Genomic DNA, 26,576 nt, shown 5'->3' on the forward strand with positions numbered 1-26,576 from the left:
AGGATGTGGCGGGAGTGGGTCAGGGGCTTGGCGGCGGTGCGCCGTCGGGTGGCGGTGGCGCTGGTGGGGATTGGGGCGGTGCGGGCGGCACGCCGGGGTAGAGCGGGGTGCCGTCGGGTCCGTATTGCGGGGCGCCGTAGGGCGGGGCTCCGGGGTAGGGGATGGGTCCTGGTGCGGGGCCGCCCGGGTAGCGGATGCTGGGGGGTTCCGGCACGGCACGGGTCACGGGCAGGTAGTTGGCGTAGCCGGGGAACCCGATGCCGGGGTTGGGTCGCCAGTCCAGCCCGGTGCCGAACCCGGTGTTGGCGATGAGTTGGCGGACGGGCCAGTTCTTGGCGACATCGGGAAGTGAGCCGCAGCCCGGTTTGCCGCCGGGGCCGCCTTTGGCGCCGTTGATGGGCAGGTTACTGGGGTAGCGGTAGGGGTCAGCGCCCAGCAGTAGGGCGGAGTCCATGATCACTGATTTGCCGTCGGCGCCCCCCATCGCGTCGCGCAGACCGCTGTCGAGGGCGATCTGGGCACCGACGAGCATGCAGGTCAGCGACGGGTTGTACTTGAGGAGCAGCTCGGTGGTGGGTTCGAGTTTGTGCACCGCTGCGATCAGGTTGTCGCGGCTGGGTGCCAGCAGCTGCACGCCGCTGTCGCCGAGTCCGATAGCAGAAACGAGGAAGGCGTCCAGCTGGGTGGCGTTGCTGGTGACGGTGGTACTGGTGGTGGCGACGTCGTCGAGGATGTCGATGATGTTGTGGGCGGCCGCGTTGTAGACGTCGGCGGCGCTGGTGACTGCCTGCCAGTCCTCGCGCAGCGTTTCCGTGCGCTCGTTGAGCGCCGTGACGACCTGGTTGGCGGCGGTGGTGGCCTCACCGATCCGGGGGCCCTGCCCGCGCAGTGCTTCGGCCATGGCGGTGACGATCGCGTTCAGTTTCGCCGGGTCGATCTGTTGAATCAGCGCGACGAGGTTCTCGAAGACGGTGTTGACTTCGGCGGTGACGTTTTCAGTGGGCACCACCGCGCCGGCGCGAAGCCGCGCAGCCTCAGGCTGGGCCGGGTAGACCAGGTCGACAAACTTGGCGCCGAACAGCGACGTGGCGTCGATGCGGGCCACCACGTTGGCGGGTATGTGGACGATTTGGTCGGGATCGATGTCCAGTGTCAAGGACACGGGGGCGGACCCGCCCTGTATAGCGGCGACTCGGCCGACCTGGACGCCGCGCATCTTCACCTTCGCGTTGGGTTCCATCACCAACCCGGCGCGCTCCGCGGTGACGGTGACCCGCACGGCGGGAGTGAAGCTGCGGTTGAACGCACCGATGCTGACGAAAACGGCGATGGCGATGACCGCGACTAGTCCGGCGGCCAGCCATTCTGAGGCGACGCGGTGGTGTCCGGTGGGTGTGCTGCGCATCCTCATCCCGCGAAGTTGAAGTTTCCGGTTTGGCCGTAGAGGGCCATGGTGACCAGCAGGATGACGAAGGCTGAGATGACCAGCGATGTGCGGGTGGCGCGGCCGACCGCCTCGCCGACCCCGGCGGGTCCGCCGTGGGCGCTGAATCCGTAATAGGTGTGAATCAGCATGACGACCGCGGCCACCACGATCGTCACGACGAAGGAGCGCAGCACGTCGCCGGGGACTAGGAAGGTGTGGAAGTAGTGGTCGTAGACGCCGGTGGACTGGCCGTAGAAAGCGGTGGTGCCTAACCGGGCGGCCAGGAACGCCAGGACGATCGCCACGCAGTACAGCGGGATGACGACGATGATCCCGGCAGCGACGCGGGTGGACGCCAGGTAGGCCACCGCGCGGATCCCCATGACCTCCAGCGCGTCGATCTCTTCATTGATGCGCATGGCGCCCAGCTGGGCGGTGGCACCTGCGCCGACGGTGGCGGCGAGGGCGATCGCCGCGGTGGTAGGGGTGATCAGGCGTGGGTTGAGGAATGCCGAACCGAATCCGGTCAAGGCCTCCACCCCAATCTGGCTGAACTGGTTGTAGCCCTGGGCCGCAACGACTCCGCCGGTGGACATGGTTAAGAACGCGACCACGGTCACGGTCCCGCCGACGACGGCCAATGCCCCGGTTCCCATACTCATCGCGGCGATTTGGCGCAGCATCTCGCCTCGGTAGCGTCCGAGCGCGAACAGCACCGAGTACAGCGCCTGGCCGTAGAAGCGGGTCTGTTCACCCAGCGCCTGCCACCAGGTCCGAACTTCGACCGCGCGTGCTGTCAGGCGCGGATAGCGTTGTCGCAGTGCGATGTTCGTGGTCACACGGTCACCTTGAATCCAATTGCGGTGACGATGATGTTGATGACGAACAGCAGGACGAACGACACCACCACGGTCTCGTTGACGGCATTGCCGACCCCGGCTGGACCGCCCTTGACCGTGGTCCCCTGATAGCAGGCGATGAGCCCGGCGGTGAGCCCGAACAAAGCCGCCTTGACCGTCGAGACGATCACGTCACTGGTTCCGGTGATCAACGTCATGCTCGCCACGAACGCCCCCGGCGTGACGTGCTGGAAGAACACCGAGAAGAAGAAGGCGCCGATGAGGCCGACCAGGGTCACGACCGCCGATAACAGCAGCGCGGTGACCGTGGCCGCGGCGACCCGCGGCACGATCAACGCCTGGATGGGGTCAATGCCCATCACCTTGAGTGCGTCGATTTCCTCGCGAATGGTGCGTGCACCCAGGTCGGCACACATTGCCGATGCTCCTGCGCCCGTAACGACGAGCACCGTGACCAACGGCCCGATCTGGTTGACCGCGCTGAGTGCGGCACCGGTTCCCGAAAAGTCGGCCCCGCCGAATTCGATGAGCAGGATGTTGAAGGTGAAGGCCGCCATCACGACGTAGGGGATCGACAGCATCAGTGCTGGCACAGCGGACACCCTGGCCAGGAACCACATCTGTTCGAGGAATTCGCGCCACGCGAATCGTCGGGTTACTGAGGTGATCGCGGTTTGCAGCGCCAGGACGGTAAATCCGCCGATTCCGCGTAGCGGGCGGGCTGCGGTCGACCCGATCAGGCCGAGAGCGGTGACCTCCAAGGCATCGGCAGGCGGCCGGGCCGCGTGTTGGGAGATCGGCATGTGCTGGGTTCCTAGACTGTCGTTGTCTTCAGATGAATTGCCAAGTAAGGCTTGGTGATTGCCGTTCGCAGTGCCGCCGCTCTACTGACGTGCCATGTCGCGTGTGTGCGGTGATCACACCGCGCACGGCCAGGTTCGATCCTCGATGACAGGGTGCCGAAGGCGTGGCCGTCGTCCAGCGGCCCGCCTGAGCGGACCGCACAACCGAATGATTCTCGTGCTCACACGAATCCACCTCCTCGAAATGCTGATCCACGCCACAGCGAGGGCTGCGATGTGTGCGAGAACACACGCTATCAACTGGCTGACTCGATTTCAATGACTATAAGTCAATCAAAGCGATAGTTAGCTAGTTGCGGTCGTGGGCGAACCCGGCGGTATGGGTGGGTCGTGTCGCGCCACGGCGTTCCATCGATGCGGGACGGTTGCTCGGTCACGAATCGGCGAGCACGCGGCGATGGCCGTTGATTCAGCGCATGGGCTAGTTGAACTGCGATGCTCATGGCATTCCTTCCGGCCCCCATTTGTTCGCAGGCCACACTTTTGGGCTGCTACAACGTTGGGGCGGGAAGGTGCACCTCCGCTTGCGCCCAAGCAACAGCAAATGACAAACAACTTGAGCGCGCCGCGCAAGGGTCGATATGCCGACTTCACGCCTCGGTGGGTATCACGGCCTGCTCTCTGAGGCACGGGCACGGTTGCCAGTCAGGCGTTCGGGTTCCCCATCACCGGCCTTGCCGTATCCAGAACGCCTCAACCTTGTGCCCTTGCGACCGTTGATTCACCGTGTGTGGTCGGTGAAACGGCATGTCGGCGGCGTGGTGATCGCCTGCCATACGACCAACCGCCCAGGAGCGGTCCGCTTACGCCGCTGACCGGTCGACGGCGTCATCGTCGCCACCTTCAGAGCCGATCCGGCGACCCGGCGGCGGTGTCAGCTGTGCTATGGATGCAGCATCTTTTCGACGGCCGGCTCAACGTCCAGTGTCGGATCGAGTCGCGCGGCGGCTCGCATCGCCGTCGCCATGATGTCGACAACACTGTCGACAATGTCCTCAACTGCGAATGGCTCATCATGGCGCAGCCAGAACAGGGCAGCCTCGTCGATGGCACCGATACACGCGCGCCACATCATCTGCATTGCCGGTGACGGGGGCGGCAGGTCGAGAATGAGGGCTATCCACTGCACTGCGTGCAGCCGCGTCGACTCGAAGATTTCCCATGCAGATTGCCCTGCGCCTGGTCCGGCAAGCGCCAGCCGAAGCGCTAAACCGCGGTGACTCGCCAGGTATCGGAAGTGCCGCACGAGAGCCTCGCGAAGCTGTTGCCCCGGCGAGAGACCTTCCTGCACGGTGAACGACCCGGTGATCTCATCGGCGGCAAACTGGATGGCTGCGAGGTAGATCTGGCTCTTACTTCCGAAGTAGTGAAAGAGCAAGCCATGGGCCACTTTGGCCTCGCGTGCGATGTCGGCGACAGCGACGTCGTCGTAGTTGTTCGCGGAAAACAACTGAACGGCCGCGTCGATCAGCCGTTGGCGCGTCCGAGCAGCCTGTGCTGCTCGTGAGGTCGTGCGGCTCGGTGCGACAGTCACGGTGAGGCCCCTCCCACAGGTGTGGTGTGACGAGTCTAAAGGACCCATTCCACGCGGACGACGAATAGTTGATCGCAATTCAATGAATTCTCACCATATCGTGCGGCGCGGTCCGGTGGCCGGGGTGACTGCTCGCCGACCCGCGGCGACGCGGTCTGTTATGCGAGGCGTCGGGGTCGATCAAGTTGGACAACGCCTTCTGCCCGAGATCGGGCGGCAGATCGGACCAGGCCGATCAGATGGCTGCGGCCACAAGTACCCGTCGCGCGTCGTCGGCGGTGTTGTCTAACCCAGCCCCCAGACAGCGGTCCGACGCCGACGCTGATCGGGTGCGACTTTCACTTGGCGATGACCCGCGCCTCGATGGAATACCGCCCCACGACGGCTTTGGCCGCGGCTTTGGCCGCGGGGGTGTCCGTCGTTATGGTCGCAACGATCGTGCCATCGTCGACTGTCGTTGTGATGGTCTCAATGTCGGCGATGTCGCGTAGCGCTTCGAGAAGTTCTACGCGGGTGGCGTCGCAGCGCAGACTCAGTTTGTTCGGCTTCCCGACCGCGGTGACCGGTATGGCCTCGAGGATCGTCACCTCTTTAGGGGCTGCGGCGCGTTCGGATACGTGGGCGGCGGCCCACTGTCGCAGTTGGTCAGCATTGACGTCCTCGCCTTCACCTAGCGCAACGTAAGCCACCGGGACCTCACCGGAGTGCGCGTCGGGGCGGCCGACGGCGGCCGCGGCGACCACGCTGGGATGCGACAGGAGCGCATCTTCGATGATGCCCGGTTCGATGTTGTGTCCGCCGCGGATGATCAGATCCTTGACGCGGCCACGTAATCGGATGAATCCATCGTCGTCGATGCTGGCCAAATCGCCGGTGTTGAGCCAACCGTCGACGACGCTGCCCAACGTGTCGAGCACGGGGCCGTGTTCGTCGCGGCCGACGACGTAGCCGGCGAACACCGTCGGGCCACTGATGGTCAGCACACCGGTATCGCCGGCAGGGACAGGGCGCCAGGGTTGTTCGGCGGCGTCGGCGATCACCTGAATGCCCTGATAGGGCATTCGATGTCCCACCGATCCCGGCCTTGGTGCGGCAGGGAAGTTGAGCGCGCTGGCACAGGTCGCTTCGGTCATTCCGTAGCCCTCCAGGAGAGCGACCCCGGTGCGGGCGCGGAACGACTCGCGCACAGCCTCGGGCAGGGGTGACGCACCCACGATGGGATAGCGCAGGCTCGAGATGTCGGCATTGACCGGGATGCGTGCCAATTGCGCATACACCGTCGGCACCGCACTCATGGCCCCGATCCGGTGGCGCTCGACGGTATCCCAGAACCGTTGCAGCAAAACGGGATCGCGGTAACCCAGCGGTCCCGCCCACACGACGTGGCGGCCTCGAAGCAGAGGTGAGAGCACTGTCACGATCATCGCGTTGACGTGAAACAGCGGCAGAGCGGCGAAGATCGAGTCATGTTCCCCGAGTTCGCCGAGCGGTAGTGCGAGCATCCAGGCGTCGGCCACCTCGTTGGCGTGGGTGTGCGCCGCCAATTTGGGCAGCCCGGTGGTTCCTCCAGTGTGAAACAGGGCAGCCAGGTCGGTGCCTTCGGGCGGTTCACCGGCAAAGGAGTCGCCGCTTTCGCCGAAGGCCAGGTCGTCAAGGTAGTCCACGACCACCCCTGGGATGTTCGGCGGCGCAGTGTGTTCGGTGGCGGATACGCCGGTCGGGCGCAACAGCAGGATGGTGTCGAGGCGGCCGTCGGCGGCGAGTTGGGCGGCGGTATGCCACGTTTCGGGTGCCACACCTGGGTCGGCGGCGATCAGAACGCGCGCGCCGGAGCGCCCCAGTAGTTGGGCGACCTGCGTCTCGCTGAGCGACCCGTTGATCGGTGCCGCGATGCCGGCCAGCTGCGCGGCGAGCGTGGCAGAGATGAGTTCGATGGTGTTGGGGGACATCAGGGCTACGGCGTCGTTGCGCCGTACTCCGAACCTGTGCAGCACGTTGGCGTAGCGATGCACGGTGGCCAGTAAGTCGGCGTAGGTGCGTGCGACGGCGTGGTCCCAGTCGGCTCCTCCGGGTGCCACGGTGATCGCGGTGCGGTCGGGCCACAGCGCAGCAGCGCGGACTAGTGCAGAGTAGGTCGTCGCCGGCAACCCCCGCTCATGCAGCGGAGTCTTCTCGATGGTGCGGATATCCTGCGGGCCTCGGTAATTCGGCCACAAGGCGGTAAGCGTCTGATCGGTAGATGTCATGGAACCTCCGGGTGGGATCGGATTCGTGAGGGCGCAAAGGGAAATTCGACGCCGCGCCAGGTCGCCTGCGGGTAGCGGACCCGGAACCAGAAACGTGGGGGTCGCGCACCATTCGTCCGTGGGTGTCTGCGTCATATGATGTCGGTAATCTGGTCGGCTGCGCCCAGCAGCGCTTTGCCGTAGGTCTCCATCGACACCTGGGGCAATGTGACGGCATGGCGCGCGGCGACATTGGAGTCGCGCCAGATTCGCTGCATTGGGTTGACCTCGGCGAAGCTGGACGCGCCGGCCGCGTTCAGTAGCGTGTTGAGGGCACCGTTGATGCTTTGTAGCGCAACTGCCGAGTCGGCGCGGATGCGGGCGCGGGTCAGCAGGTCGGGCATGACGGCGTCGCGTGCGTAGCGGTCAACGTCGTCGGCGGCGCGGTAGGCGTGCAGATGAGCCGTATCGATTCGGGCCGCGGCCTCGGCGATCAGCAGCTGGAAAGACACCGAATCGGCTTGGCGAGCGATGGTGGTGTAGGCCAACGACTTCGACGCCGCCTTCGTGGTGGCGATGCGCAGTGCGGCGCGACCTAGCCCCAGTTGGGGACCCATCACGACCAAGACCAGCATCGGCCCGGCAGCGCTGCGGTAGAGCGCCGATTCGGGGTGCGCGGCGACGTTGGCGCCCGCGAGGGTCGGCTCCATCGGCGTCGCGCGATGAGCCGGGACGAAGACATCGTCAACAACGATGGTGTTGCTGCCCGAGGCACGCATGCCCGCGACGTACCAGGTGTCCTCGACGCGGAAATCTGGACGCGGAATCAGCATCATCAGTTGATCGACGGGTTGACCGTCCTCGTCGACGACCACCGCACCGCAGCTCGCCCATTGAGCGTGCAGGCTGGCGGAGGCATACGCCCAGCTGCCCGAGACGCGATACCCACCGGGAACTCGACGTGCGTGACCTGTGGGGACAACGACGCCGCACAAGATGACGTCGGGGCCGTTGGCGAACACCTCGTCGATCGCCTCCTGGGTGTACATGCTGCAGGCCGCCCAGCACGTGACGTTGGACAGCGTGACAACCCACGAGGCGCCGCCGTCAGCTTCGGCGATGGCGGCCGAGGTGTCCAACATGGAGCGCAAACTTGACTCAAGCCCTCCGTGGCGTCGTGGGGACGCCACCCGGAACGCACCAGCGGACTGGAGGTCCTCGATGGTGTCATCGGCGACTCGACGATTGGACTCCGATTCAGCGGCTCGGCTGGCGATGGTGGGCGCCAGCTGCGAGATGTTGTGCAGTATCTGCTGTGCGCTTAGCGTGCCTGCTGCGACATTGCTCATGTATCAGTTCCTCTCGGATCGCGTGCTTACTGAGTTCTGTTCCGCAACAATCACATTGCGCAGCTCTCCGATACCGTCGATGCGGCTGACCAGCGTTTGGCCGGGGCGCAGGTAGCGGGGTGGTTTCATCCCGTAGCCGACGCCCGAGGGCGTGCCAGTAAACAGGACGTCACCGGGCAGTAGCGGAAGGACCTCCGAGAGCTGAGCGATCAACTCTGCGACCGGGAAGATCATGTCCGCGGTGCTGGCCTTCTGCATTTGCACGCCGTCGACGGCACAACTCATCTGCAGGTTATCGGGATCGGGAAGTTCGTCGGGCGTGACCAGCCACGGGCCGACGGGGCCGTAACCGGGTAAGGATTTACCCAGGCTCATTTGCTGGGGAGCGGGATCGCGGATCTGGGTGATGCGTTCGGAAAGATCTTGCCCGACGCTGAGGCCAGCGACGTGCTCCCATCCACGCTCGGCGCTGACCCGATGTGCGCGCCGGCCGATCACCACGACGAGTTCGATTTCCCAGTCGGTGTTACCCGCCTCGGGGATCGCGATAGAGCTATAGGCTCCGGTGAGGCAGCTGACGAACTTCGTGAACACCATGGGATGTTGGGGCAACTGCAGCCCGGTTTCGGCGGCGTGTTCGCGGTAGTTCAGCCCGACGGCAAAGAGTTGGGCCGGTCGAGGCGCGGGCGGTCGCAGAAGAGCGGTGTCGAACACGGTCTGCGCGTCGGACAGGTCGGTGCTAGCCGCCCATTCGCGGAAATCGTCCCACTGGGGATAGATGCTTTGGGGGTCAGCTTGGAAGCGATGCGAGCTGGCGTCCTCGACGTCGACGACGCCGGCGTCAGTCACGATTACCAGCCGGCCATTCAGATTGGCGATGCGCACGGGTTCTCCTTGTCGTGAGGCGGCAAGTTCTTATGTCGCCACAAGTTGGTGAAACTTCGAGGCGTGAAAAACCAGGGGTGCCTGTGCTGGCCGCGCTCCGAGCCGATGCACACGTAGCAGCGCGATGGTGTGATCACCGGCCTCCAGTTCGGTGTACAGGCTGCAATCCAGCCATGCGGTGGCACCAGGGAGTAACACTGCGCCTTCGGGCGTAACGTGCTGCCCCTCAAGCACATCAAAGTCGGAGGAAGCCAGGCACCGGCACAGTTCTTCATGTTCGCGGGCCAGGAAGCTCAATCCCAGCCGCTCGGCTTGGCGCAGAAGTGTCCAGCGGCGCGAACTGCGCATCACACAGATCGAAACCAGCGGTGGCTGCAGGGACACCGAGGTAAAGGAACTGATCGTCAGTCCGACCGGCCGGTTGTCGATGTGTGCGCAGACTGCGGCCACTCCTTTGGGAAAGCAACCGAACGTGCGTCGCAGCAACTTCTGGTCGTCAGTTGACGGCACCAAATCGTCTGCGCTGATCGCTGTTTCGGTCACCTCGCGGGTCATATGACTGACTCCGGATCTGCAGCGGTGTGTCCTCTGTCGGGCACATCTGCGCCCGTGCGGGGCTGTCCATCGGTGGCCCGGGTGAGCGCGATGCGGTTGGGTTGGCTGCACGTCGCCTGCGCAGTCCTAGGGTGAGCCGACATTGTTCCTCCTCGTTCGTGGCCCGTCCGACGGTGTCTGCCGTCAGATCTCAGGTCACCATTAACTCCATGACGTTGCGCTGATCGCATTCGTGTGCCCAGGCGCGGGTCCGAAGAACGGATTCTGGTGTGCCCGAGCGGTATGCGGTGAGCATGATGTCGGGTTCGAAGGACGGACCGATGGGATCTCCGCAGTATTCGGGGCCGTGCATATACGCGGTGGCCTCGTCGGGGGTAGCGAAATTGTCGATCTGCAGCTCGACGAGATTGCCGTCGGGGTCGCGGTAGTAGATGGAGGTCGTCACGCCGTGCTGTACCGGTACGTGGGGTTCGATGCCGGCGAGGCTGAGCCGCTCGAACGTCTCGAGCAGTTGCCCGAGGTCGTCGAAGGTATAAGCCGAGTGGGACAATCCGACTGTTGTCGGCGTGCGGGGGGATAGGCCCGGAATCTGAGCAATCGCCAACCGATGATGCTCGTCGTCGAAGGTCAGAAAAGCTAACGCTTGGTTCTCATAGACGATGCGCGCATCCAGCACCTCCAAATACCAGTCACGCAGCACAGGGAGCTGAGTCGTCTGCAGCACGAGATGTGCCAGCTTCTTGTGTCCAGCAATGACAGTCATGTGGGCCTCCTTACCGGTAATGAAGCGGTGAACGTGGGATCGCTGGCGAAGGGCCAGAGTGCCGCTGGGGTGTTCTACCTCACAGCCTAGAGTTTCGTTGACTCTGTGTCAATGAAAATGGGTCAGTGGCTTGGCTGGGGCTATTCTCATGTCTTAACGAAGTGCAACGGGAATCGATCCCCCCTCTGGCGCAGTGTATTTGAGTAATCCGGCGCACCCTGCCGCGAGCACCAAAGATGGCACCGCCGCCGGCGCGTATGTCCGCGACGAGTGTTTGCGCGGTGCCCCAACGTTTCGCCGGGACACCGACCTTCGCGACTACTGTGAGGAGCCCTGATTCGAAGACCGTGCGCGTCCGCACCGATGGGATTGTGCGCCAGGACAATCGACCTGCCGCAGTGCAGGCGCCCGCGGCGGGGCCGCCATTGGAGGGGGCGCCTCCGCCGAGATATCGCAGATCTGTGCGAAACAGTATCGCGGACATTGCTTTTCGCGGCTTCGCGGCCGCCCGGGAGTCTAAACGCGGCATCGGCACCGCGCACCGGTCCAGGAGTATGCGGGCTGACGGGTGCCCACGCTGCGACAACGCCACAGCGGCTCGCAGACTTGAGTGCCACTGCTATATCAGCGGGTGGCGTTACCGGCGATGACTCGATTCATGCGGCAACCCGCTGTGAGGCGCCAGCCTCCCCAGTAGCGGTCTCGGCCGACCAGCTATCGGCTACTGCGGGGTGAGGGTTCGGAACATGGAGTGTTCATAGATTTCGTTGGTGAGATCGGGATCTCGAAGTACCCGCCGAAGAAAGACATCAATGTGGGCGGCGAGGACGGCAGCATAGCTTGGCGCGGCGTCGAACTCGTGACCGCACTCGGCGAAGGTGACGAGCTCACTGACTACACCCAGCCTGCCCAGGGAATCGGATAGGCGCCGTGAGTTTTCTGGCCGGATCAAGGTGTCGTGGGTGCCGTGCACAATCATGGTGGGTGGGAAATCAGCGGTAAGTTGCGTCAACGGGCTGAGGGCGTGGGCCTGATCCTCGTTGCATGGCTCTGCGAGCAGGTCGATGCCCGGCAGGGCGCCGTCCTCGCGCTGGTTGGCTGCGATCGCGGCGAAGTCTGGTCCGTCAGGTCCTGCGGCGATCAGCGGGGTGGCGCCGGAGTGGAAGCTGGTCGGCCCGTAGCAGTCGATGACCGCCGCAATCGATACCGGAGTGGACTGGTCGTCGTCGGGGTGATCCAGATCGCCGCTGTCCACAGTGCACGCCGTCATCAAGCAGATGTGCGCACCTGCGCTATGCCCCCATAGCGCAATGGCACTGGGGCGCACGCCGAGTTCGACGGCGTGCTCGACGACCCAGCGCAGCGCTGATCGAAGGTCGGTGACTGGTGCCGGCCATGTGACTACGTCGTCAAGTAGCCGGTATTGCACCTGGATCACGGTGTATCCGAGGGCGGATAGCGCACGGGAGCGGGGGTCGAGCATGGCCGGAGCGCCGGAGCGCCACCCCCCTCCATGCAGGTGTAGAACGGCGGTCCGACGGTGCGTTTCGCCGAGGGGTCTCAAGATGCGTAATTTCAAAGCTCCGGTGTCCCGGTGAGCGTAGGTGTACTGCTCGACGGCGCTCATCCGACGGGGGTGGGCGTGGAGGCGTCGACCGTGATCGACCGCAACACCGGTGCCACCTGCTCGCCAATGAGGTCATGGCATCGCACAAGATCAGCCGGGTTGAACATCTTGAAGTCCGAGAAGTACATAACATGGTCGGCACCGATCGTGCGTACCTGCTCGACCAGTCGCTCCGTCACGGTCTTGGGCGACCCGATGATGATGTCGTCGGGATTCATGAACATTGCCATGACATGAGAATCAGAGGCTTCCAACGCGGTGGCCTGCGCGGGGCCGGACGCGCCGCCTTGAACCGCAAGCGACACCGGGTCGAACGCTGCTTCGGCGAGGTCGAGCGCTTCGGTGTCGGTGGGTGCGACGAACACGCGCCGACGTATGCCGAAACCGGTTGCATCCGTTGCTATTTCCGCCTCCGCGGCCGCCACATGGTATGTCCGGAACAGTTCGGCCACCTGGTCGGTGGACAACCATGCGGTGCATACTTTGAATCCCTGCCTGGCCGCCCAGGCTGCTGACGACTCGGACATCGCAGTCACCCACACTGAGGGTGCGCTCTGGCGCATCGCGGGAATGATGGGAACGTCGTCGAGCTTGGTGAAGGCATCGTTGTGGGTGACGCGATGATTCTTGACATACTTTCCGATCACCGCGGCGCCGCTGGCATACCGGGGCCGAATCTCGTCGGGATCCAGGCCGGCTTTCACGGGCTCGCCGCCGACGCCGGGACCCAGACCGATTTCCAGGCGACCTCGGGTGAGGTAGTCCAGCATGCCGCACTCCTCGGCGAGTCTGCGCGGATCATGCAAGGGAAGCACGTTGCCCATGACCCCAAGCCGCAGTGTTCTCGTCAGTTGCGCGGCGGCGGCCACCATGAGATTGGGTGACGGTGAGAGATTGAGGGGGCTGAAGTGATGTTCACTGAAGAAAACGCCGTCGAAGCCCAGTTGCTCGTCACGAACGCACAGGTCGAGGCAGCGGTCGTACACCGCCTGGGTGCTCTCCGAGCTCGTGTGATCGGCTTGCAGGGCTGGCTGGGAGAAGTAATAGAACATCCAGTTGTGGACCATGAGACTTCCTTAATTTGAGCGTTGTGATCTGCATCTCCAGCGTGCATTCCCAGTAATAGCAGTGAAATATCACAAGCACAAGTTGACATTTCAAGGCGGCCGTTGGAGATGAGTCCGGCTCCCTGTCGCGGGCGTCGTTGGCAGCCCCGTGGGATCCGCGTACGCACCCACGGCAGACCAGCCGGCGGTGCAGAATCGGCGGCCGCCGAGCGTGTCCGCACGGGAGAGCCGATCCCAGTCGTCAGACGCAGCACGGTGTTTCACCTGCACCGATGACGGACATCGATTGATCCGGTCAACACCAATCATGGACCGCCGTCATTACTGCCGAGCAGCTCCGCCGCCAGTCTCATCGGCATTCTGTGATATCGCACCGGGTCGGCAGTACAGTGTCACTGTGGTGGCTGAAACTACCGTGCCACTGGCAGAGGCGGCGTACCGGCGTTTACGGGACGAGATCATCGCGTGCCGGCTTCAGCCGGGCCAACGGATCACCGAGCGGGCACTGGCGGGAGACTTCGGGTTCGGGGTGGCTCCGATTCGGGATGCGTTGACGCGTCTGGACCATGACGGCCTGGTACGGACGATTCCTCGCAAGGGCTACCAGGTAGCTCCGTTGACCCTCAAAGCGGTTGACGATCTGTTCGCGTTCTGGAGCATCCTCGGCCCTGAAATCGTCAAACGAGGCATCGTGGCGGCCAGCGATGAGCAGCTCGGGCAAATCATCGCCGACTTCGAGGAAATGGAGCGGGCCGGACCCGCCAAGGTCAAGGCAGTGGAGATGCAGCGATTCGTCGAGGCCGGCGCGGATCTGTTCAACAGATTGGCCGACGCCGCGGGCAACGCATACCTGAGCGCCGCCTACGCGAAGCTTTCCGGCGAGATGTTGCGGGTATTCACCCTCATCACCGACGCCGATCTCACGACACCAAAGAAGTTGTGGAAAGTGAGCGACTGGTCTGAAGTTCTTCGCCAACGCGATGGCGACGGCCTTGCTGAGAAAGCGCGCGATTACATCAACGCGTGCCACGATCACGTCGCCCAGACCTTGATGAGGTGGCCCTCGGTGATGATGAGCGAAGTGGTTCCGCAGCGAGCGCTCTAGACACCAGCCGGCAGACGACATGGCGGGGTCTACCCCGAGAACGCCCGAGCGAGCCGCGGGCCGCGGCAACACGCCATCGCACCGCCGAAGCCAGCGACACGGCCGAACGAACGGTCGTCGTCTAGCACGCAGTGATTAGTAGTCATTGAATAAAAGTCACGGGTGATCGACCGTCGGCGCATGATTGCCGATGCAGCGAATGAGACGACGCGGCTCCATCATTGGACGCAGCGATGAGAGACCCGGCGAACCGACTCCGGGCAAGGCCAGCGAGTCGCCTGACGGCGGTTCCCGGCGAGACCTCGTCCCTCTGGCTGGAACTCACCGTCACCTAGTCTAAGGTTGAAATGTTACTAGATTCCAGTAACATTTCACTAAACGGATGTGATTTCACGGTTGTCCGTATTGGGAGAGGCTCGCGCATGACGACACCTAACGAAGCTGTGGCCAACTGCGCTCTTGCAGACGAGATGGCGACGGTGCTGTCGCGTCGCACGGTTCGAGTCGTCGATGGTGCAGACAACCCGATTCGGCTAGGCGAAGTCCTCGCTGTTGAGGAAGGCGAAAGCCGACCGCCGACGGATCAGCGACGCGTTGTCGGCGCGCACGCTACCCCGGCGGGGCGGCGGTGATGGCTGAGGGAGGCCCGGCCGCGGCAGTGCAACGCGCCGTCGCCGCGCTGGCCTCGGGTCGGATGATCGTTGTCACCGACGCCTCAGATCGGGAGGACGAAGGTGACCTTGTGGTGGCTGCCGAACTCATCAGTGACGCGCAGGTGGCCTTTTTGGTGCGCCACACGACCGGAATCGTGTGTACCCCCATGCTGGCTGCGCGAGCCGATGAGCTCCAGCTGGCGCCCATGGTGGTCCAGAGCACCGACCCGCACGAGACAGCATTCACGGTCAGTGTCGACTTGGAGGGCACTGGCACAGGCGTCTCGGCTGCCGCGCGGGCCGCTACTGCGCGTGCGCTGGCCGACCCGACACTGCGCCCGGCTCAGCTGAGACGACCCGGCCACATTTTCCCGCTGCGCGCCCGCCCCGGCGGCGTTCTCGCGCGGGCAGGGCACACTGAGGCCGCAGTAGACCTACTTACTCTGGCCGGCCTGTCGGGTGTCGGAGTGATCAGTGAACTGGTCACCGACCACGGACCTATGAAGCGCGGCGCGGAGCTGACAAGGTTCGCACAGAATCATGACTTACCGATGTTGGCGATCGCCGATCTTGTGCGCTACCGACGAGCGACCGAGCAACTCGTGGTGCAGGTTGCTGCTGCCGCATTGCCCACAACCGCTGGCGATTTTCGGGCGGTTGCGTTCCGCAACACCCTCGACAACACCGAGCACTTGGCACTCGTCATGGGCGATGTCGTCTCCCAGGGCGGCACAGACGAGGGTGTACTTGTCCGTGTGCACAGCGAGTGTCTCACCGGTGATGCCCTGGGATCGCTGCGGTGCGACTGCGGCGAGCAGCTAAAAAGTGCGATGTCAATGATTAGAGCCGAGGGGTGCGGGGCGGTCGTGTACCTCCGCGGTCACGAGGGTCGTGGGGTCGGGCTGACTCATAAAATTCGTGCCTATGCGTTGCAGGAAGACGGTCTCGACACCATCGACGCGAACACCGCGCAGGGACTGCCCGTAGACGCCCGCAGCTACGGTATCGGCGCCCAGATCCTTGCTGCGTTAGGAGTTCGTCGTATTCGCATCATCACCAACAATCCTGCGAAGTATCGGGGGCTGGACGGGTACGGCTTGGAACTCGTCGGCAGAGTCGCCGCCCCGACCGCGTCGAACCCGCACAATCTGCGATACCTCAACACCAAACGTGACCGGCTCGGGCATCACTTCACCCCGGGAGAACTGTCGGCGGCAGCGGATTGAGCGCGGGGGGAACATTGATCACCACGGCGATGCAGTCAACATCGGGCAAGTCAACGCCGCAATATCGATCAACGCTGCGTGAGCGGCAGGCCGCCCAGACGCGGGCGCAGGTCGTTACCGCTGCGACGCAGCAGTTCGCCGCCGACGGTTACTTACGCACCACCGTCGCAAAGATCGCGACCGTGCCGGGGTGTCCGTCGAAACCGTCTGCGGCCACACGCCCAAAGCCGCTTTGATGATTGCCGCCCTCGAACGCGCCGGATTCGGCGTCTGCGGGCAGGAGAACGTCGTAGCACTGCTGACCGTCGACGATCATACGAAAGCAGTAGATGCCCGCACCGTGATGCACGTGGAGATGTTCGAACGGATCGCGCCCCTGGCGTCGGCGCTGATCGGGACGGGCAGTTCTGATGCGGAATTGGATCGGTATTTGACCACCACACGTGCGAGCGTGCATTTCCAACTTCGACGAATCCTCGATATCTTTCGCGACCACGGGTGGCTGCGTCAGGATGTTGCGTTCGACGAACTTGTCGAGACCGCTGCTGTTCTCTGCAGCGCGGAGACTGACCTGCAGATCGCCCGCCGCGACAGTCGGGTTGGCGTCCGGCCGCCTACCGAACATGGCTGCGACGCATCCTTGCTGAGACGATCTTCCATGTGCCGCAGGCAACTTAACGACGGCCCCCGCTTGCTCTTGAGCCGAGATGCCGCGGCCGGGCACCGTACGCAGACACTCACGCAGGGTCCGCGCAAACGCTGGCACGTTGATGTGTCCGCAACATAACGGTGGTCAGCGTCAGCGCGAATTCTTCCCGGGAGACTCGCGTAGGTGTGCGATGCGCGCAATAGGCGTCGCTGCTGCTGTCGTTTCAGCGCAAGCAGTCCCCAAAGCGCGCGGTTTAGCCTCCTACACGGCACCCACTGACTCGGACTGCGAGCTCACTTCATCGATCCCGTCCTACCCCGATCGGCGAGAGTGCGACTTGGCGGGGTACCCATGGCAGCCAGGAAATGTCGACATGCTGGTTCTGAAGGCCCACGAATGCGTCGATGAGAACGCTCGCGTCTACCACCGAGCTACTGCTTGGGCAGCTCGCTGCACACCGATAGATGCCTACGGAAGGGGCTAATCTTGGATAACAACCCATCTTTCGACGTCTTCAAATTGTCCGAGGAGCACGAGGAGTTGCGCGCTGTGTTGCGCAGCCTGTGCGAGAAGGAGATCGCGCCGTACGCGGTGGACGTCGATGAGAAGGCGCGCTACACCGACGAGGCGCTGGCGGCGCTGAACTCGTCGGGGTTTTCGGCGATCCACATTCCCGAGGAGTATGGCGGGCAAGGCGGCGACTCGATCACCGCGTGCATCGTCATCGAGGAGGTCGCGCGGGTCTGTGCGTCGTCCTCGCTGATTCCCATCTGCAACAAGCTCGGAACCATGGGCCTGCTGATGAACGGCTCGGAGCAGTTGAAGAAGCAGGTACTACCGTCAATCGGGGCGGGGGAGGCCACCGCGTCGTACGCGCTCTCGGAGCGGGAGGCCGGTAGCGACGCCGGGTCGATGCGCACGCGCGCCAAGGCCGACGGCGACGACTGGGTGCTCAACGGCTCCAAATGTTGGATCTCCAACGGCGGCCACTCGCAGTGGTACACGGTGATGGCGGTGACTGACCCAGACAAGGGCGCCAACGGTATTTCGGCGTTCGTCGTCCGGGACGACGACCCCGGCTTCGTCGTCGGCCCCAAGGAGCGCAAGCTCGGCATCAAAGGCTCACCCACCACCGAGTTGTACTTTGAGGACTGCCGCATCCCCGGCGACCGCATAATCGGCGAGCCCGGCACCGGGTTCAAGACCGCGCTGGCGACGCTCGATCACACGCGTCCGACGATCGGCGCGCAAGCGGTGGGCATCGCCCAAGGCGCGCTCGAGGCGTCGATCGCCTACACCAAGGAGCGCAGACAATTCGGCAAGTCGATCAGCGACTTCCAGAACACCCAATTCATGCTCGCCGACATGGCGATGAAGATCGAGGCGGCGCGTCTCATGGTGTACTCAGCGGCGGCACGCGCCGAGCGCACCGAGCCGAACCTGGGCTTCATTTCGGCGGCCTCGAAGTGCTTCGCCTCCGATGTGGCCATGGAGGTCACCAACAATGCGGTGCAGTTGTTCGGCGGGTACGGCTACACCGTCGACTTCCCGGTCGAAAGGTTCATGCGCGACGCCAAGATCACCCAGATCTACGAGGGCACCAACCAGATCCAGCGGGTGGTGATGTCCCGCGCACTGCTGCGATGAACTGCTGGGGAGGGTCCAATCGCCCGATGGCGGCCGGAACGCCAAATTGCGCCGCGGGTCGAGCTAGCGATAGCTACCGTGGACCCGCATGGCGATAGGGCCGGTGCCAGGACAGTGGGTTGAGCGGCTCTGTCCCGCTCCGCTCAGTCGGGTGCAGAGGTCCCTTTCCGACCGCGAACTTCGAGAGGCCGCTTCCGAAATTGGTGTGTCGGCAGTCGATTGGGCTCTGGTGACCGGCTGCGAGGTGGCGGACATCGTAAGTCGACATGTTCCACAGCTCGGGCAGGGCACTCTTCCCAACGTTCTCCCTGCCAGCATGCAGAAGTCCGTGCTATCGGTGCTCATCGGGATCAGGCGCGGCAGTGCAGTCGATGCATCAATGGGCGACGCTGACGTTGAGATCATGGGTGTCTGCGCCCGGACCGGTATCGAACTCACGTCGGTGTTCACTGCCATACGGCGCGGTCAGGGCGTCATGGTCGAACGCCTGATGCAGCAGTGCCGTGCCTTGGTCGACATCGGCGAGCAATACCCGCAGTACCAACTCATATCAGAGCTGAGCTTCGCCCATGTCGATGCACTAGCCACCCAATTCGCCCAACTCTACGAAGATGAGCGTCAACGGTGGCTGAACGACCCGTTGGCGGGGCGCGTCGCCCTCGTCAACCGAATCCTGGCCGGGGACGACGCTGCACTGGCAGGCTGCTCAACCACACTGCGATTTGAGGTCAGATACCGCCACCACCTCGCCGTGTGCGCCTGGAGCGACCGAGCATCATCGATTGCCCCCAGTGACCTGGAGGTCGCCGCCCTGGACTACTTGCGTCACAACGGCGCCGCACAAACGTTGGTGTTGCACGATCCCAATTCGACCCTGACCGTCTGGGGTAACGCGCGTGGAGCTCTCTCCGAGCCACTCACCGACTTGGATTGTCGCGAGGGCGTCTACCTGGCTGTCGGATCGCCGGGCGCCGACGTCGCCGGCTTCCGCACAACCGCCCGCGATGCGCGGCAAGCCGCATTCCTTGCCAGAGAGTTTCCAGCGTTGCAACGCGATACAGCAGTGCACTTTTCAGACGTCAGTTTGATTAGCCTGCTCAGCACCGATAGCGAGGCCGCTAAGCAATTCGTGGAGCGTGAACTCGGATCGCTGGCCCAGCAGGATGATGCCACCGACCGGTTGCGGGAAACCCTCGCGGCGTATCTGGACTGTCACAGTCCGCTGATGGTTGCCCAGCAGTTGTTCATCGCGCGCAACACCGTCGCCTACCGATTGCGCAGAGCCACGGAGCACCTAGGGCGCCCCATCGACGTCCGACAGCCCGAGCTGCGTGTCGCGCTGCTTCTTGCCCGCGCTCTGCGCTCCACGTCGGCTGACTGACAACATCCTCGTGCGCTCTGCGCACCCCGCCCAATTAAGCGCGGGAATGCTGTCGATTCGGCGCAAGCTCTATCGCTAGCTCCAAGTCACACTTTCGGTGAGTGGATGGTTCAAAACACACCTACTCGATCGGCCACAGACACACCGAAAGGTTGCCATGAGCACGGAAGCCGAGGCGCTCGTCAATAGTGACGACTCACCGCACCCTGCACCCGATCCGCGCCATCTCAGGAATACGCTCGGACGATTCGTTACTGGGGTAACCGTTGTCACCTATCTGCTTGACGGTCAGCCGCGCGGACTCACCGTCAACTCGTTCACACCGGTTTCTATGAGTCCCCCGCTAATTCTCGTGTCCATCTCACGCAAAGCCAGGGCGATGGACGGCCTTATCGACGCTCCGTTCGTCGTTAACGTATTGGCTTCTGAGCAGCTCCCGCTGGCGCTGCAGTTCGCCGGACAACAACAAGACGACATCGACGTTGCCTGGTCGTCAAGTCCCACCGTGCCTCGGTTACAGGGCAGTGTCGCGTGGGTCGCCTGTGATCCACACTCGCAGGTCGAGGTGGGCGATCACGTCCTGGTAGTGGGGCGCGTGGTGGATCACTTCAGCACGCCGAATGAACCCCTCCTCTTCGCATCCGGCAGCTTCAAGCTGCTCGGCGGCGCCGTAGACGCATTCGATGGCTCCGCAGCACGCTGACCATCGTCACCACGCAGTCAATGAAAACTGGGGTAAACGAATGAGATTCACCTACGCGCAGCACTTCCCCTACCGCCACTTCGGTGACGATTTCGAGGAGCACGCGGCCGAGGCGGTGGTTTCAACACCGTACTTCGACTTAGTCGACCCGCAGTCCGCCCACGCCGACTTGGCGGCCGGGTTTGAGGAGTTGATTCACGCCGCCCGGGCAGGGTTTGACGCAGTTGCCCTCACAGAACACGGCCAAAGCGCCTACGACATGAGCCCCAATCCCGACTTGGGCGCCGCCATCATGGCGCACACCTTCGTGTCGGAGGGGCTTGAGTGCGGAATTTGGGTCGTGGGACGCAGCTTGGGGAAAACACGCGAGCCGTTTCGGGTGGCCGAAGAGCTAGCTTGGCTAGACACTCTCAGCGAAGGCCGGTTGATGACCGGGTTTCCGGTTGGGTTGCCCTACGACGCGAACATCAACGCCGGCATTCCGCCGATCGAGACAAGACCCCGCTTCGACGAGAACTTATCCTTCATCCTGAAGGCGTGGACAGCGCACGAACCCTTCGCCTGGAACGGCAAGTTCGCGCAGTACGGAAACGTCAACGTCTGGCCGCGCCCCTATCAGGCACCACATCCGCCAGTCAGCATCACCGGCACCGGCAATCCGAACACCAGCCGGTTCGCGCTGCAGCGCGACTTCGGTTTCAACCTGACCACCACCGGTGGCGATCCGACTGCGGCGCCACGCATTTTCGGTGACTTCTGGCGGATCGCCGATGAAGTGGAGGCCGACGACAACCCGTTCAGGGCCAACTTCGTGCAGCAAGTACTGGTGGCCGATACCGACGCCGAGGCTGAACGGCTGTACTCCCAACACGCCGCATACAGTATGCGGCGCGGCATCGGAACCGTAGGAATGGAGCGGCTTCTCCTACCGGGAGGAATCAGCCCGCCGGGTTTGCGCGCATTGCTGGGCGGAGTAAACGGCGGTGCCGCCGCCGGACAGTCGGAACCGCCAACCTACGGCGAACTCGTCGAATCGGGAGCGATCGTGGCGGGCAGTGCTGCCACAGTTCGCGACAGACTTGAAGACATGGCAACGAGATTCCGCGTCGGAAACATGACTGTGTTCTTGATGATCGGTTCTATGCCAACAGAACTGACGAAGGCGAACATCGATCTGTTTACCACCGAGGTGATACCGCCACTACGCAGTCTGTGGTCGGAATACGAGTCCGGTAATCGCTGGTGGCCGGCGCGTCTGGGCGGACGCTCGACATCGCAAACGAACTCAGAAATGGCTGGAGCACATCTCGTATGACGAGCACCACGCAAAGTCGATCGACAACAGTCAAGACATGGGGCGACCGGGTGACCCTCCGATTCGAAATCGAAGGTGCCGGACCGCCACTCGTCTTCCTGCACGCGGCCGGCGGACTCGTCTGGGACGGCTTCCTCCGCGACCTGGCTCAGCGTTATACGGTGTATGCGCCTGTCTTTCCAGGCTTCGATCCCTCCGACACGATGGCGATACACGAACTCGACGACGTCAGCGACGTCGTCTTGGCCTACGAGCAGGCCCTGCGGTCTCTGAAGATCACTGGCGCCCCGATAATCGGCCACTCATTCGGCGGCATGTTGGCAGCAGAACTGGCGGCGCATTTCCCACAGATCTGTTCGCAACTGGTCCTTTTGGCGCCAAGCGGCCTATGGACCGAGGCCATGCCGTGGAGTCTGAACTTCATGACCGCCCGCCCCGACCAGATGCTGGGATATCTGTTCAACGACCCCGAGGGTGAGGCAGCGCGATCTCTGCTTCCGGTCCTCGATACTCCGGAGCGGGCGCTTGAGGCGGTTGTGCAGTCGATCTGGGCACTGGGATGCGTAGCGAAGTTCTCGTGGCCGGTACCCGACCGCGGCCTCTCGCGGCGCCTGCACCGTGTCGCAGCGTCCACATTGGTCATCTGGGGCCACCAGGATTCGCTCATTCCGCACGGGTACGCAAAGGAATTCGCGCGCCGCATCCCTAACTGCCGCAGCGAAACCATCGGCAACTGCGGGCACATGCCCCAGGTGGAGCGCGAAGATGTGACGTCCGGTCTCGTCGCTGGGTTTCTGGCCTGATGAACCGTCTCATAAGCCAGCGGCGCAGTCGTAGCGTCCAAGCTCATCGAATCCCAAGCCTGGCAGAGGATTAAGGTGCACCCCTTCGCGACGTCGAGGTCGCGCCACGTGCGCGACCAAACAGCGATCTCGACGAGGGAACAGGATCCCCAGTTCAAAAAGGACAGACAAGCCGTGGAAATTCGGTTCGATCATCAAACACATCGGCAGCGGGTGATATTCGGCACGGGCTGCGTCGTGGACAATACCGCCAAGGCAATCGAGCAACTCGACGTTCGTGCGAGCCTGCTGATTGCCAGCGATTCGGCTTCGGAAGTGGCCGATGCCATTGCCATGGAAACTCCCGTCGCGAGACGGATCGACGGTGTCGTGCAACACGTGCCGACGCAGCGGGCAGATGCCGCACGGCGGGAAGCTGTCGCCAGCAGTGCCGACTCGATCATCTGTGTGGGGGGTGGCTCCGCCACGGGGCTAGCCAAGGCGGTTGCGTTAGTGACCGGTCTACCGATCGTGGCGATCCCCACTACCTTCTCTGGCTCGGAAGCCACCGATATGTGGGGAATGACTGTAGAAGGCCGCAAACACACTGGCGCCGACCTCGCGGTGCTGCCGCGCACGGTGATCTATGACGCTGCACTGCTCGCTGGATTACCTGTGTCAGTAGCGATTTCGTCGGTATTCAACGCCATTGCCCACGCTGTCGACGGGCTCTGGGCCCCGCGTGCCGATCCGATCAATCGGGCCTTGGCAGCGGAAAGTTTGCGGGTTCTCATACCCGCGATCACGGAGATGGCGGAGCAGCCCAACTCCAGGGAACCGCGCGAATCCGCGCTGTATGGGGCCTACCTGGCTGCGGTGGCGTTTGCTTCCTCGGGTTCGGGCATGCACCACAAGATCTGCCATGTCTTGGGTGGGGCGTTCTTGCTCCCGCACGCCGAACTGCACACGGTGATGTTGCCCTACGTCACCGCGTTCAACGCACACGCGGCACCGTCGGCCGCCCAGCTCATCTCCGAGACACTCCACACCACAAGTGCTGCAGCAGGACTCAAGTCGCTGGCCGCCACTACCGGCGCGCCACTGACACTGGCCGAGATCGGCTTCCCGAAGGACAAAATCGTAGAGGCGTCGGGACGCTGCCTTGAGGTGATCCCGCCATCCAACCCGCGACCAGTAGATCTTGAGGCCGTCTCGTCACTTCTGCAAGCCGCATACGAGGGGGATGCAGTCGAGTGAGCCAACCGACCAAACCCCATAGCCCCCACCCACGGACACCGACGAACAAATTGCTCCACGATGAGAAGGGCCGGACACACCCACACGATCGAGTCACCCAGCCGACGTGTCAACACCCAACGAGAAGTCGGGAGCCTGAGCGTGTCGAAGCGAGGTAACAGGTTTCGGCACAACTCATTTCGCATAAGCACCATCGCCATGCGGGCCTGCGAGATGGTCACCGGTCCGCGCCATAGCCATCAGCGGCTGCTGAACCTCGGAGTAGACACGATCATTCTGCGACACCCGGGCACCCTCGCCGCGGATGAGCGCGGCCGGCTTGCAGAGGATTCACTGGCCCTTGAGCGTGGCGCACTCGCTGGGGCGGCCCATCGCGCCAACGGCACGGCGCAAGTAATTAGGACAGGTTCGTCGAAGCAGCGAGTGAGCACCCTATGAGGACCCGAATTGCCACGACCAGGGCCGACGAGATCCTCATTCGAGGTCGCAATTTGGCCAAGGATCTCATGGGCGAGGTGGGCTACACCGACATGCTCGTGCTCACTGCGCTGGGTCGGCTGCCGTCGACAGCGGAGAAACGCATCGTCGAGGCCATCGCGGTGTCGGTGATGGATCACGGCCTGACCCCGAGCTCGCTAGCCGCGCGACTGACCTTTCTCGGCGCTCCCGAGTCGTTTCAAGCCGCGGTCGCGGCCGGACTCCTCGGGGCGGGCAACACCTTTCTGGGCGGTATGACCGAGGTGACCACCCTCTTGCGGGCAAGCGCAGCGGGTCTTGACGAAGCGGCCTCCAACTCCGAGGTTGCCCAAGCCGCTGATGATCTCGTCACCAGCCGTCTCATGGACGGGCGCAAGATTCCCGGTCTTGGACACAATGTCCACACAGGTTCGGACCCGCGAGTGGACCGCATGCGGGCCATCGTAAAAGCCGAAGGACAGTACGAGAGGCATTGGCGTCTACTCGACGCCCTGCCAGACGCCTTCGCGCGCCAAAAGCGTCGAACACTTCCGCTCAACAACGCCGGCGCGATCGGGGCGTCCATCGCCGCGCTGGGTTTTCCAGCGGAGATGGGCAGAGGCATCGCCTTGGCCGCCCGCGCAGGAGGGCTGATCGCTCACCTGCTCGAAGAGCAAACCGAACCAATAGCCAAGCAGGTATGGGAACACGTTCTGAACGAAGCCGACAACTTTGAAGACGAGGAAGCGAATCTTGGATAAGACTATTTCAGACGCTGCATTGGCAATTTGCGCGATTCACTCGGGCAGCAGCATCGCCGTCGGTGGGTTCGGAATGTGTGGCGTACCCCTGGTCCTAATCAACGCGCTACGCGCCGCAGGCGTCGACAAACTCGAGATCGTGTCGAACAATTGCGGCGCACAGGGATGGGGACTGGCAAAGCTGCTGGCTGACAGACGCATTCGGCGAGTAATTGCCTCCTTCTTCGGCACCAACGAGGACTTCGCCCGCCAGTATCTGGATGGCCACCTCGAAGTAGAGATCACCCCGCAGGGCACCCTGGCCGAGCGCCTACGCGCCGGTGGAGCTGGCATCCCGGCATTCTTCACCCCTACCGGCGTTGGGACCGTCGTCGCCGAGGGCGGAATGCCGTGGCGCTATCGTCGCGACGGCAGCGTCGCCGTTGCCTCCCCGGCCAAGGAAGTGCGTAGTTTCGACATCGACGGTGGAGTCGCGAGTTTTGTACTGGAACGCGCGATTCGGACAGATTTCGCCCTCGTGCGCGCCATGCGCGGTGACCGCCACGGAAATCTGATCTTCCACGGAACCGCGATGAACTTCAATCCGCTATGCGCAATGGCGGGGCGCATCACGATCGCAGAGGTCGAAGATCTTTGCGAACCGGGTGAGTTGGCGCCCGACGAAATCCACCTCCCCGGGGTCTATGTCGACCATGTTGTCGAACTCACCCCAGAACAGGCTGCCGAGAAGCCCGTTGAGTTTCGCATGATCCGCGAGGAGATGATCGCATGACCTGGAACCGTGAGGACATCGCCCGCCGAGCCGCCGCCGAACTTCGCGACGGTGATTACGTGAACCTCGGAATCGGCATACCGACCCTGGTACCCGAATACCTGCCGTCCGATATCGATGTGATCATCCACTGCGAGAATGGAATCCTCGGCGTAGGAACGCATCCGACCCTCGAAGAGTACGACCCCGACATCATCAACGCAGCCAAGCACACGGTAGCTGCGCGAGACGGCGCCGCCTTCTTCGACTCCAGTGCCAGTTTCGCGATGATCCGTGGCGGCCATCTCGACTTCGCCATCCTCGGCGCCATGGAAGTTTCGGCACACGGCGATCTCGCGAATTGGGTGGTGCCGGGGAAGCTGGTGAAGGGTATGGGCGGCGCGATGGATCTCGCCGTTGGCGCCCAGCGCGTGCTCGTGTTGATGTCACACGTGTCGAAAGACGGCACGCCGAAACTCAAAACCGAGTGCTCCCTTCCGCTTACCGGTCCACGCGTCGTGGACCGCATCATCACCGACCTCGCCGTCATCGACGTCACTGACAACGGATTCCTCGTCATCGATCTGGCCGATGGTGTGGACCCGCAAACCGTCATCGACGCGACCGGTGCTCCGGTGGCGTTCGCACCGGAGCTCGCCGAGAAGGCTAGCTCGGTGCGGCAGTCCGATATTCGGATACCGCAAAAGCAGATATAGAACTGCTTGACGAAAAGAGA

General features: G+C 63.4%; 23 protein-coding genes. 12 read left to right on the forward strand and 11 right to left on the reverse strand.

Annotated elements, in window-relative coordinates; genetic code table 11:
* Positions 1-19: 19 nt before the first annotated feature.
* From EL337_RS07655 to EL337_RS07705, 11 genes are all read right to left on the reverse strand, one after another.
* On the reverse strand, positions 20-1,411 hold the full coding sequence (locus EL337_RS07655) for an MCE family protein (protein ID WP_232786687.1): 1,392 nt from the start codon (positions 1,409-1,411) through the stop codon (positions 20-22).
* On the reverse strand, positions 1,408-2,265 hold the full coding sequence (locus EL337_RS07660) for an ABC transporter permease (protein WP_048630406.1): 858 nt from the start codon (positions 2,263-2,265) through the stop codon (positions 1,408-1,410). Before EL337_RS07660 ends, EL337_RS07655 begins: the two co-directional genes overlap by 4 nt.
* Positions 2,262-3,089, reverse strand: a complete 828-nt coding sequence (locus EL337_RS07665; protein ID WP_048630407.1) for an MlaE family ABC transporter permease — start codon at positions 3,087-3,089, stop codon at positions 2,262-2,264. The genes EL337_RS07660 and EL337_RS07665 overlap by 4 nt, the downstream gene beginning before the upstream one ends.
* A 943-nt stretch (positions 3,090-4,032) precedes the next feature.
* Positions 4,033-4,683: a TetR/AcrR family transcriptional regulator gene (locus EL337_RS07670; RefSeq protein WP_157866274.1), complete on the reverse strand. Its 651-nt coding sequence runs from the start codon at positions 4,681-4,683 to the stop codon at positions 4,033-4,035.
* 338 nt (positions 4,684-5,021) lie between these two features.
* Complete coding sequence (locus EL337_RS07675; protein WP_048630409.1) at positions 5,022-6,929, reverse strand: acyl-CoA synthetase; 1,908 nt, start codon at positions 6,927-6,929, stop codon at positions 5,022-5,024.
* Positions 6,930-7,060: 131 nt separating this feature from the next.
* Complete coding sequence (locus EL337_RS07680; protein WP_232786688.1) at positions 7,061-8,050, reverse strand: acyl-CoA dehydrogenase family protein; 990 nt, start codon at positions 8,048-8,050, stop codon at positions 7,061-7,063.
* Positions 8,051-8,260: 210 nt separating this feature from the next.
* Entirely contained in the window at positions 8,261-9,142 is an 882-nt protein-coding gene (locus EL337_RS07685; RefSeq protein WP_048630411.1) for a fumarylacetoacetate hydrolase family protein, read from the reverse strand.
* Between the two features lie 30 nt (positions 9,143-9,172).
* On the reverse strand, positions 9,173-9,697 hold the full coding sequence (locus tag EL337_RS07690) for a flavin reductase family protein (RefSeq protein ID WP_048630412.1): 525 nt from the start codon (positions 9,695-9,697) through the stop codon (positions 9,173-9,175).
* Positions 9,698-9,887: 190 nt separating this feature from the next.
* A complete protein-coding gene (locus EL337_RS07695; protein WP_048630413.1) occupies positions 9,888-10,460 on the reverse strand; it encodes a VOC family protein in 573 nt (190 codons plus the stop codon).
* Between the two features lie 721 nt (positions 10,461-11,181).
* Positions 11,182-12,087: an alpha/beta hydrolase gene (locus tag EL337_RS07700; protein ID WP_083442928.1), complete on the reverse strand. Its 906-nt coding sequence runs from the start codon at positions 12,085-12,087 to the stop codon at positions 11,182-11,184.
* Positions 12,084-13,154 (reverse strand): LLM class flavin-dependent oxidoreductase, encoded by a 1,071-nt coding sequence (locus tag EL337_RS07705; protein ID WP_048630415.1) that lies wholly within the window; start codon positions 13,152-13,154, stop codon positions 12,084-12,086. Before EL337_RS07705 ends, EL337_RS07700 begins: the two co-directional genes overlap by 4 nt.
* 397 nt (positions 13,155-13,551) lie before the next feature.
* Between EL337_RS07705 and EL337_RS07710 the strand changes: the two genes are divergently transcribed.
* The 12 genes from EL337_RS07710 to EL337_RS07765 all read left to right on the forward strand — a co-directional run bounded on the left by EL337_RS07710 (position 13,552) and on the right by EL337_RS07765 (position 26,556).
* A complete protein-coding gene (locus EL337_RS07710; protein ID WP_170216912.1) occupies positions 13,552-14,259 on the forward strand; it encodes a GntR family transcriptional regulator in 708 nt (235 codons plus the stop codon).
* A gap of 631 nt (positions 14,260-14,890) precedes the next feature.
* Positions 14,891-16,138 carry a bifunctional 3,4-dihydroxy-2-butanone-4-phosphate synthase/GTP cyclohydrolase II gene (locus tag EL337_RS07715; protein WP_048630416.1) on the forward strand — a complete coding sequence of 416 codons (1,248 nt, stop codon included), beginning with the start codon at positions 14,891-14,893 and terminating at the stop codon, positions 16,136-16,138.
* A 190-nt stretch (positions 16,139-16,328) separates the two neighbouring features.
* Entirely contained in the window at positions 16,329-16,925 is a 597-nt protein-coding gene (locus EL337_RS07720) for a hypothetical protein (protein ID WP_126316523.1), read from the forward strand.
* Positions 16,926-17,270: 345 nt separating this feature from the next.
* Entirely contained in the window at positions 17,271-18,434 is a 1,164-nt protein-coding gene (locus EL337_RS07725) for an acyl-CoA dehydrogenase (RefSeq protein ID WP_048630882.1), read from the forward strand.
* 316 nt (positions 18,435-18,750) lie between these two features.
* On the forward strand, positions 18,751-19,815 hold the full coding sequence (locus EL337_RS07730) for a PucR family transcriptional regulator (protein ID WP_157866276.1): 1,065 nt from the start codon (positions 18,751-18,753) through the stop codon (positions 19,813-19,815).
* 157 nt (positions 19,816-19,972) lie between these two features.
* On the forward strand, positions 19,973-20,518 hold the full coding sequence (locus EL337_RS07735; RefSeq protein ID WP_083442931.1) for a flavin reductase family protein: 546 nt from the start codon (positions 19,973-19,975) through the stop codon (positions 20,516-20,518).
* Between the two features lie 40 nt (positions 20,519-20,558).
* A complete protein-coding gene (locus tag EL337_RS07740; RefSeq protein WP_048630420.1) occupies positions 20,559-21,833 on the forward strand; it encodes an LLM class flavin-dependent oxidoreductase in 1,275 nt (424 codons plus the stop codon).
* Positions 21,761-22,636, forward strand: a complete 876-nt coding sequence (locus EL337_RS07745; protein WP_126316525.1) for an alpha/beta fold hydrolase — start codon at positions 21,761-21,763, stop codon at positions 22,634-22,636. The genes EL337_RS07740 and EL337_RS07745 overlap by 73 nt, the downstream gene beginning before the upstream one ends.
* A gap of 108 nt (positions 22,637-22,744) precedes the next feature.
* Complete coding sequence (locus tag EL337_RS07750) at positions 22,745-23,872, forward strand: maleylacetate reductase (RefSeq protein WP_232786689.1); 1,128 nt, start codon at positions 22,745-22,747, stop codon at positions 23,870-23,872.
* A gap of 434 nt (positions 23,873-24,306) precedes the next feature.
* Positions 24,307-25,089, forward strand: coding sequence for a citryl-CoA lyase (locus EL337_RS07755; protein WP_048630422.1), 783 nt, complete (start codon positions 24,307-24,309; stop codon positions 25,087-25,089).
* The gene (locus EL337_RS07760; RefSeq protein ID WP_048630423.1) at positions 25,082-25,861 is read left to right on the forward strand and encodes a CoA transferase subunit A; all 780 of its coding nucleotides are present in this window, start codon (positions 25,082-25,084) and stop codon (positions 25,859-25,861) included. The genes EL337_RS07755 and EL337_RS07760 overlap by 8 nt, the downstream gene beginning before the upstream one ends.
* On the forward strand, positions 25,858-26,556 hold the full coding sequence (locus EL337_RS07765; RefSeq protein ID WP_048630424.1) for a 3-oxoacid CoA-transferase subunit B: 699 nt from the start codon (positions 25,858-25,860) through the stop codon (positions 26,554-26,556). Before EL337_RS07760 ends, EL337_RS07765 begins: the two co-directional genes overlap by 4 nt.
* Positions 26,557-26,576 lie beyond the last annotated feature (20 nt).

This window comes from Mycolicibacterium aurum (genome assembly GCF_900637195.1).
Lineage (GTDB): Bacteria > Actinomycetota > Actinomycetes > Mycobacteriales > Mycobacteriaceae > Mycobacterium > Mycobacterium aurum.

Excerpts from the sequence above, each read along its gene's own strand:
- EL337_RS07665 (WP_048630407.1), bottom strand. The coding sequence starts at position 3,089 with ATGCCGATCTCCCAACACGCGGCCCGGCCGCCTGCCGATGCCTTGGAG.
- EL337_RS07690 (WP_048630412.1), bottom strand. The coding sequence starts at position 9,697 with ATGACCCGCGAGGTGACCGAAACAGCGATCAGCGCAGACGATTTGGTG.
- EL337_RS07675 (WP_048630409.1), bottom strand. The coding sequence starts at position 6,929 with ATGACATCTACCGATCAGACGCTTACCGCCTTGTGGCCGAATTACCGA.
- EL337_RS07715 (WP_048630416.1), top strand. The coding sequence starts at position 14,891 with ATGGCTGAGGGAGGCCCGGCCGCGGCAGTGCAACGCGCCGTCGCCGCG.
- EL337_RS07735 (WP_083442931.1), top strand. The coding sequence starts at position 19,973 with ATGAGCACGGAAGCCGAGGCGCTCGTCAATAGTGACGACTCACCGCAC.
- EL337_RS07700 (WP_083442928.1), bottom strand. The coding sequence starts at position 12,087 with ATGAGCGCCGTCGAGCAGTACACCTACGCTCACCGGGACACCGGAGCT.
- EL337_RS07695 (WP_048630413.1), bottom strand. The coding sequence starts at position 10,460 with ATGACTGTCATTGCTGGACACAAGAAGCTGGCACATCTCGTGCTGCAG.
- EL337_RS07740 (WP_048630420.1), top strand. The coding sequence starts at position 20,559 with ATGAGATTCACCTACGCGCAGCACTTCCCCTACCGCCACTTCGGTGAC.
- EL337_RS07765 (WP_048630424.1), top strand. The coding sequence starts at position 25,858 with ATGACCTGGAACCGTGAGGACATCGCCCGCCGAGCCGCCGCCGAACTT.
- EL337_RS07705 (WP_048630415.1), bottom strand. The coding sequence starts at position 13,154 with ATGGTCCACAACTGGATGTTCTATTACTTCTCCCAGCCAGCCCTGCAA.
- EL337_RS07730 (WP_157866276.1), top strand. The coding sequence starts at position 18,751 with ATGCAGAAGTCCGTGCTATCGGTGCTCATCGGGATCAGGCGCGGCAGT.
- EL337_RS07755 (WP_048630422.1), top strand. The coding sequence starts at position 24,307 with ATGAGGACCCGAATTGCCACGACCAGGGCCGACGAGATCCTCATTCGA.
- EL337_RS07680 (WP_232786688.1), bottom strand. The coding sequence starts at position 8,050 with ATGTTGGACACCTCGGCCGCCATCGCCGAAGCTGACGGCGGCGCCTCG.
- EL337_RS07655 (WP_232786687.1), bottom strand. The coding sequence starts at position 1,411 with ATGAGGATGCGCAGCACACCCACCGGACACCACCGCGTCGCCTCAGAA.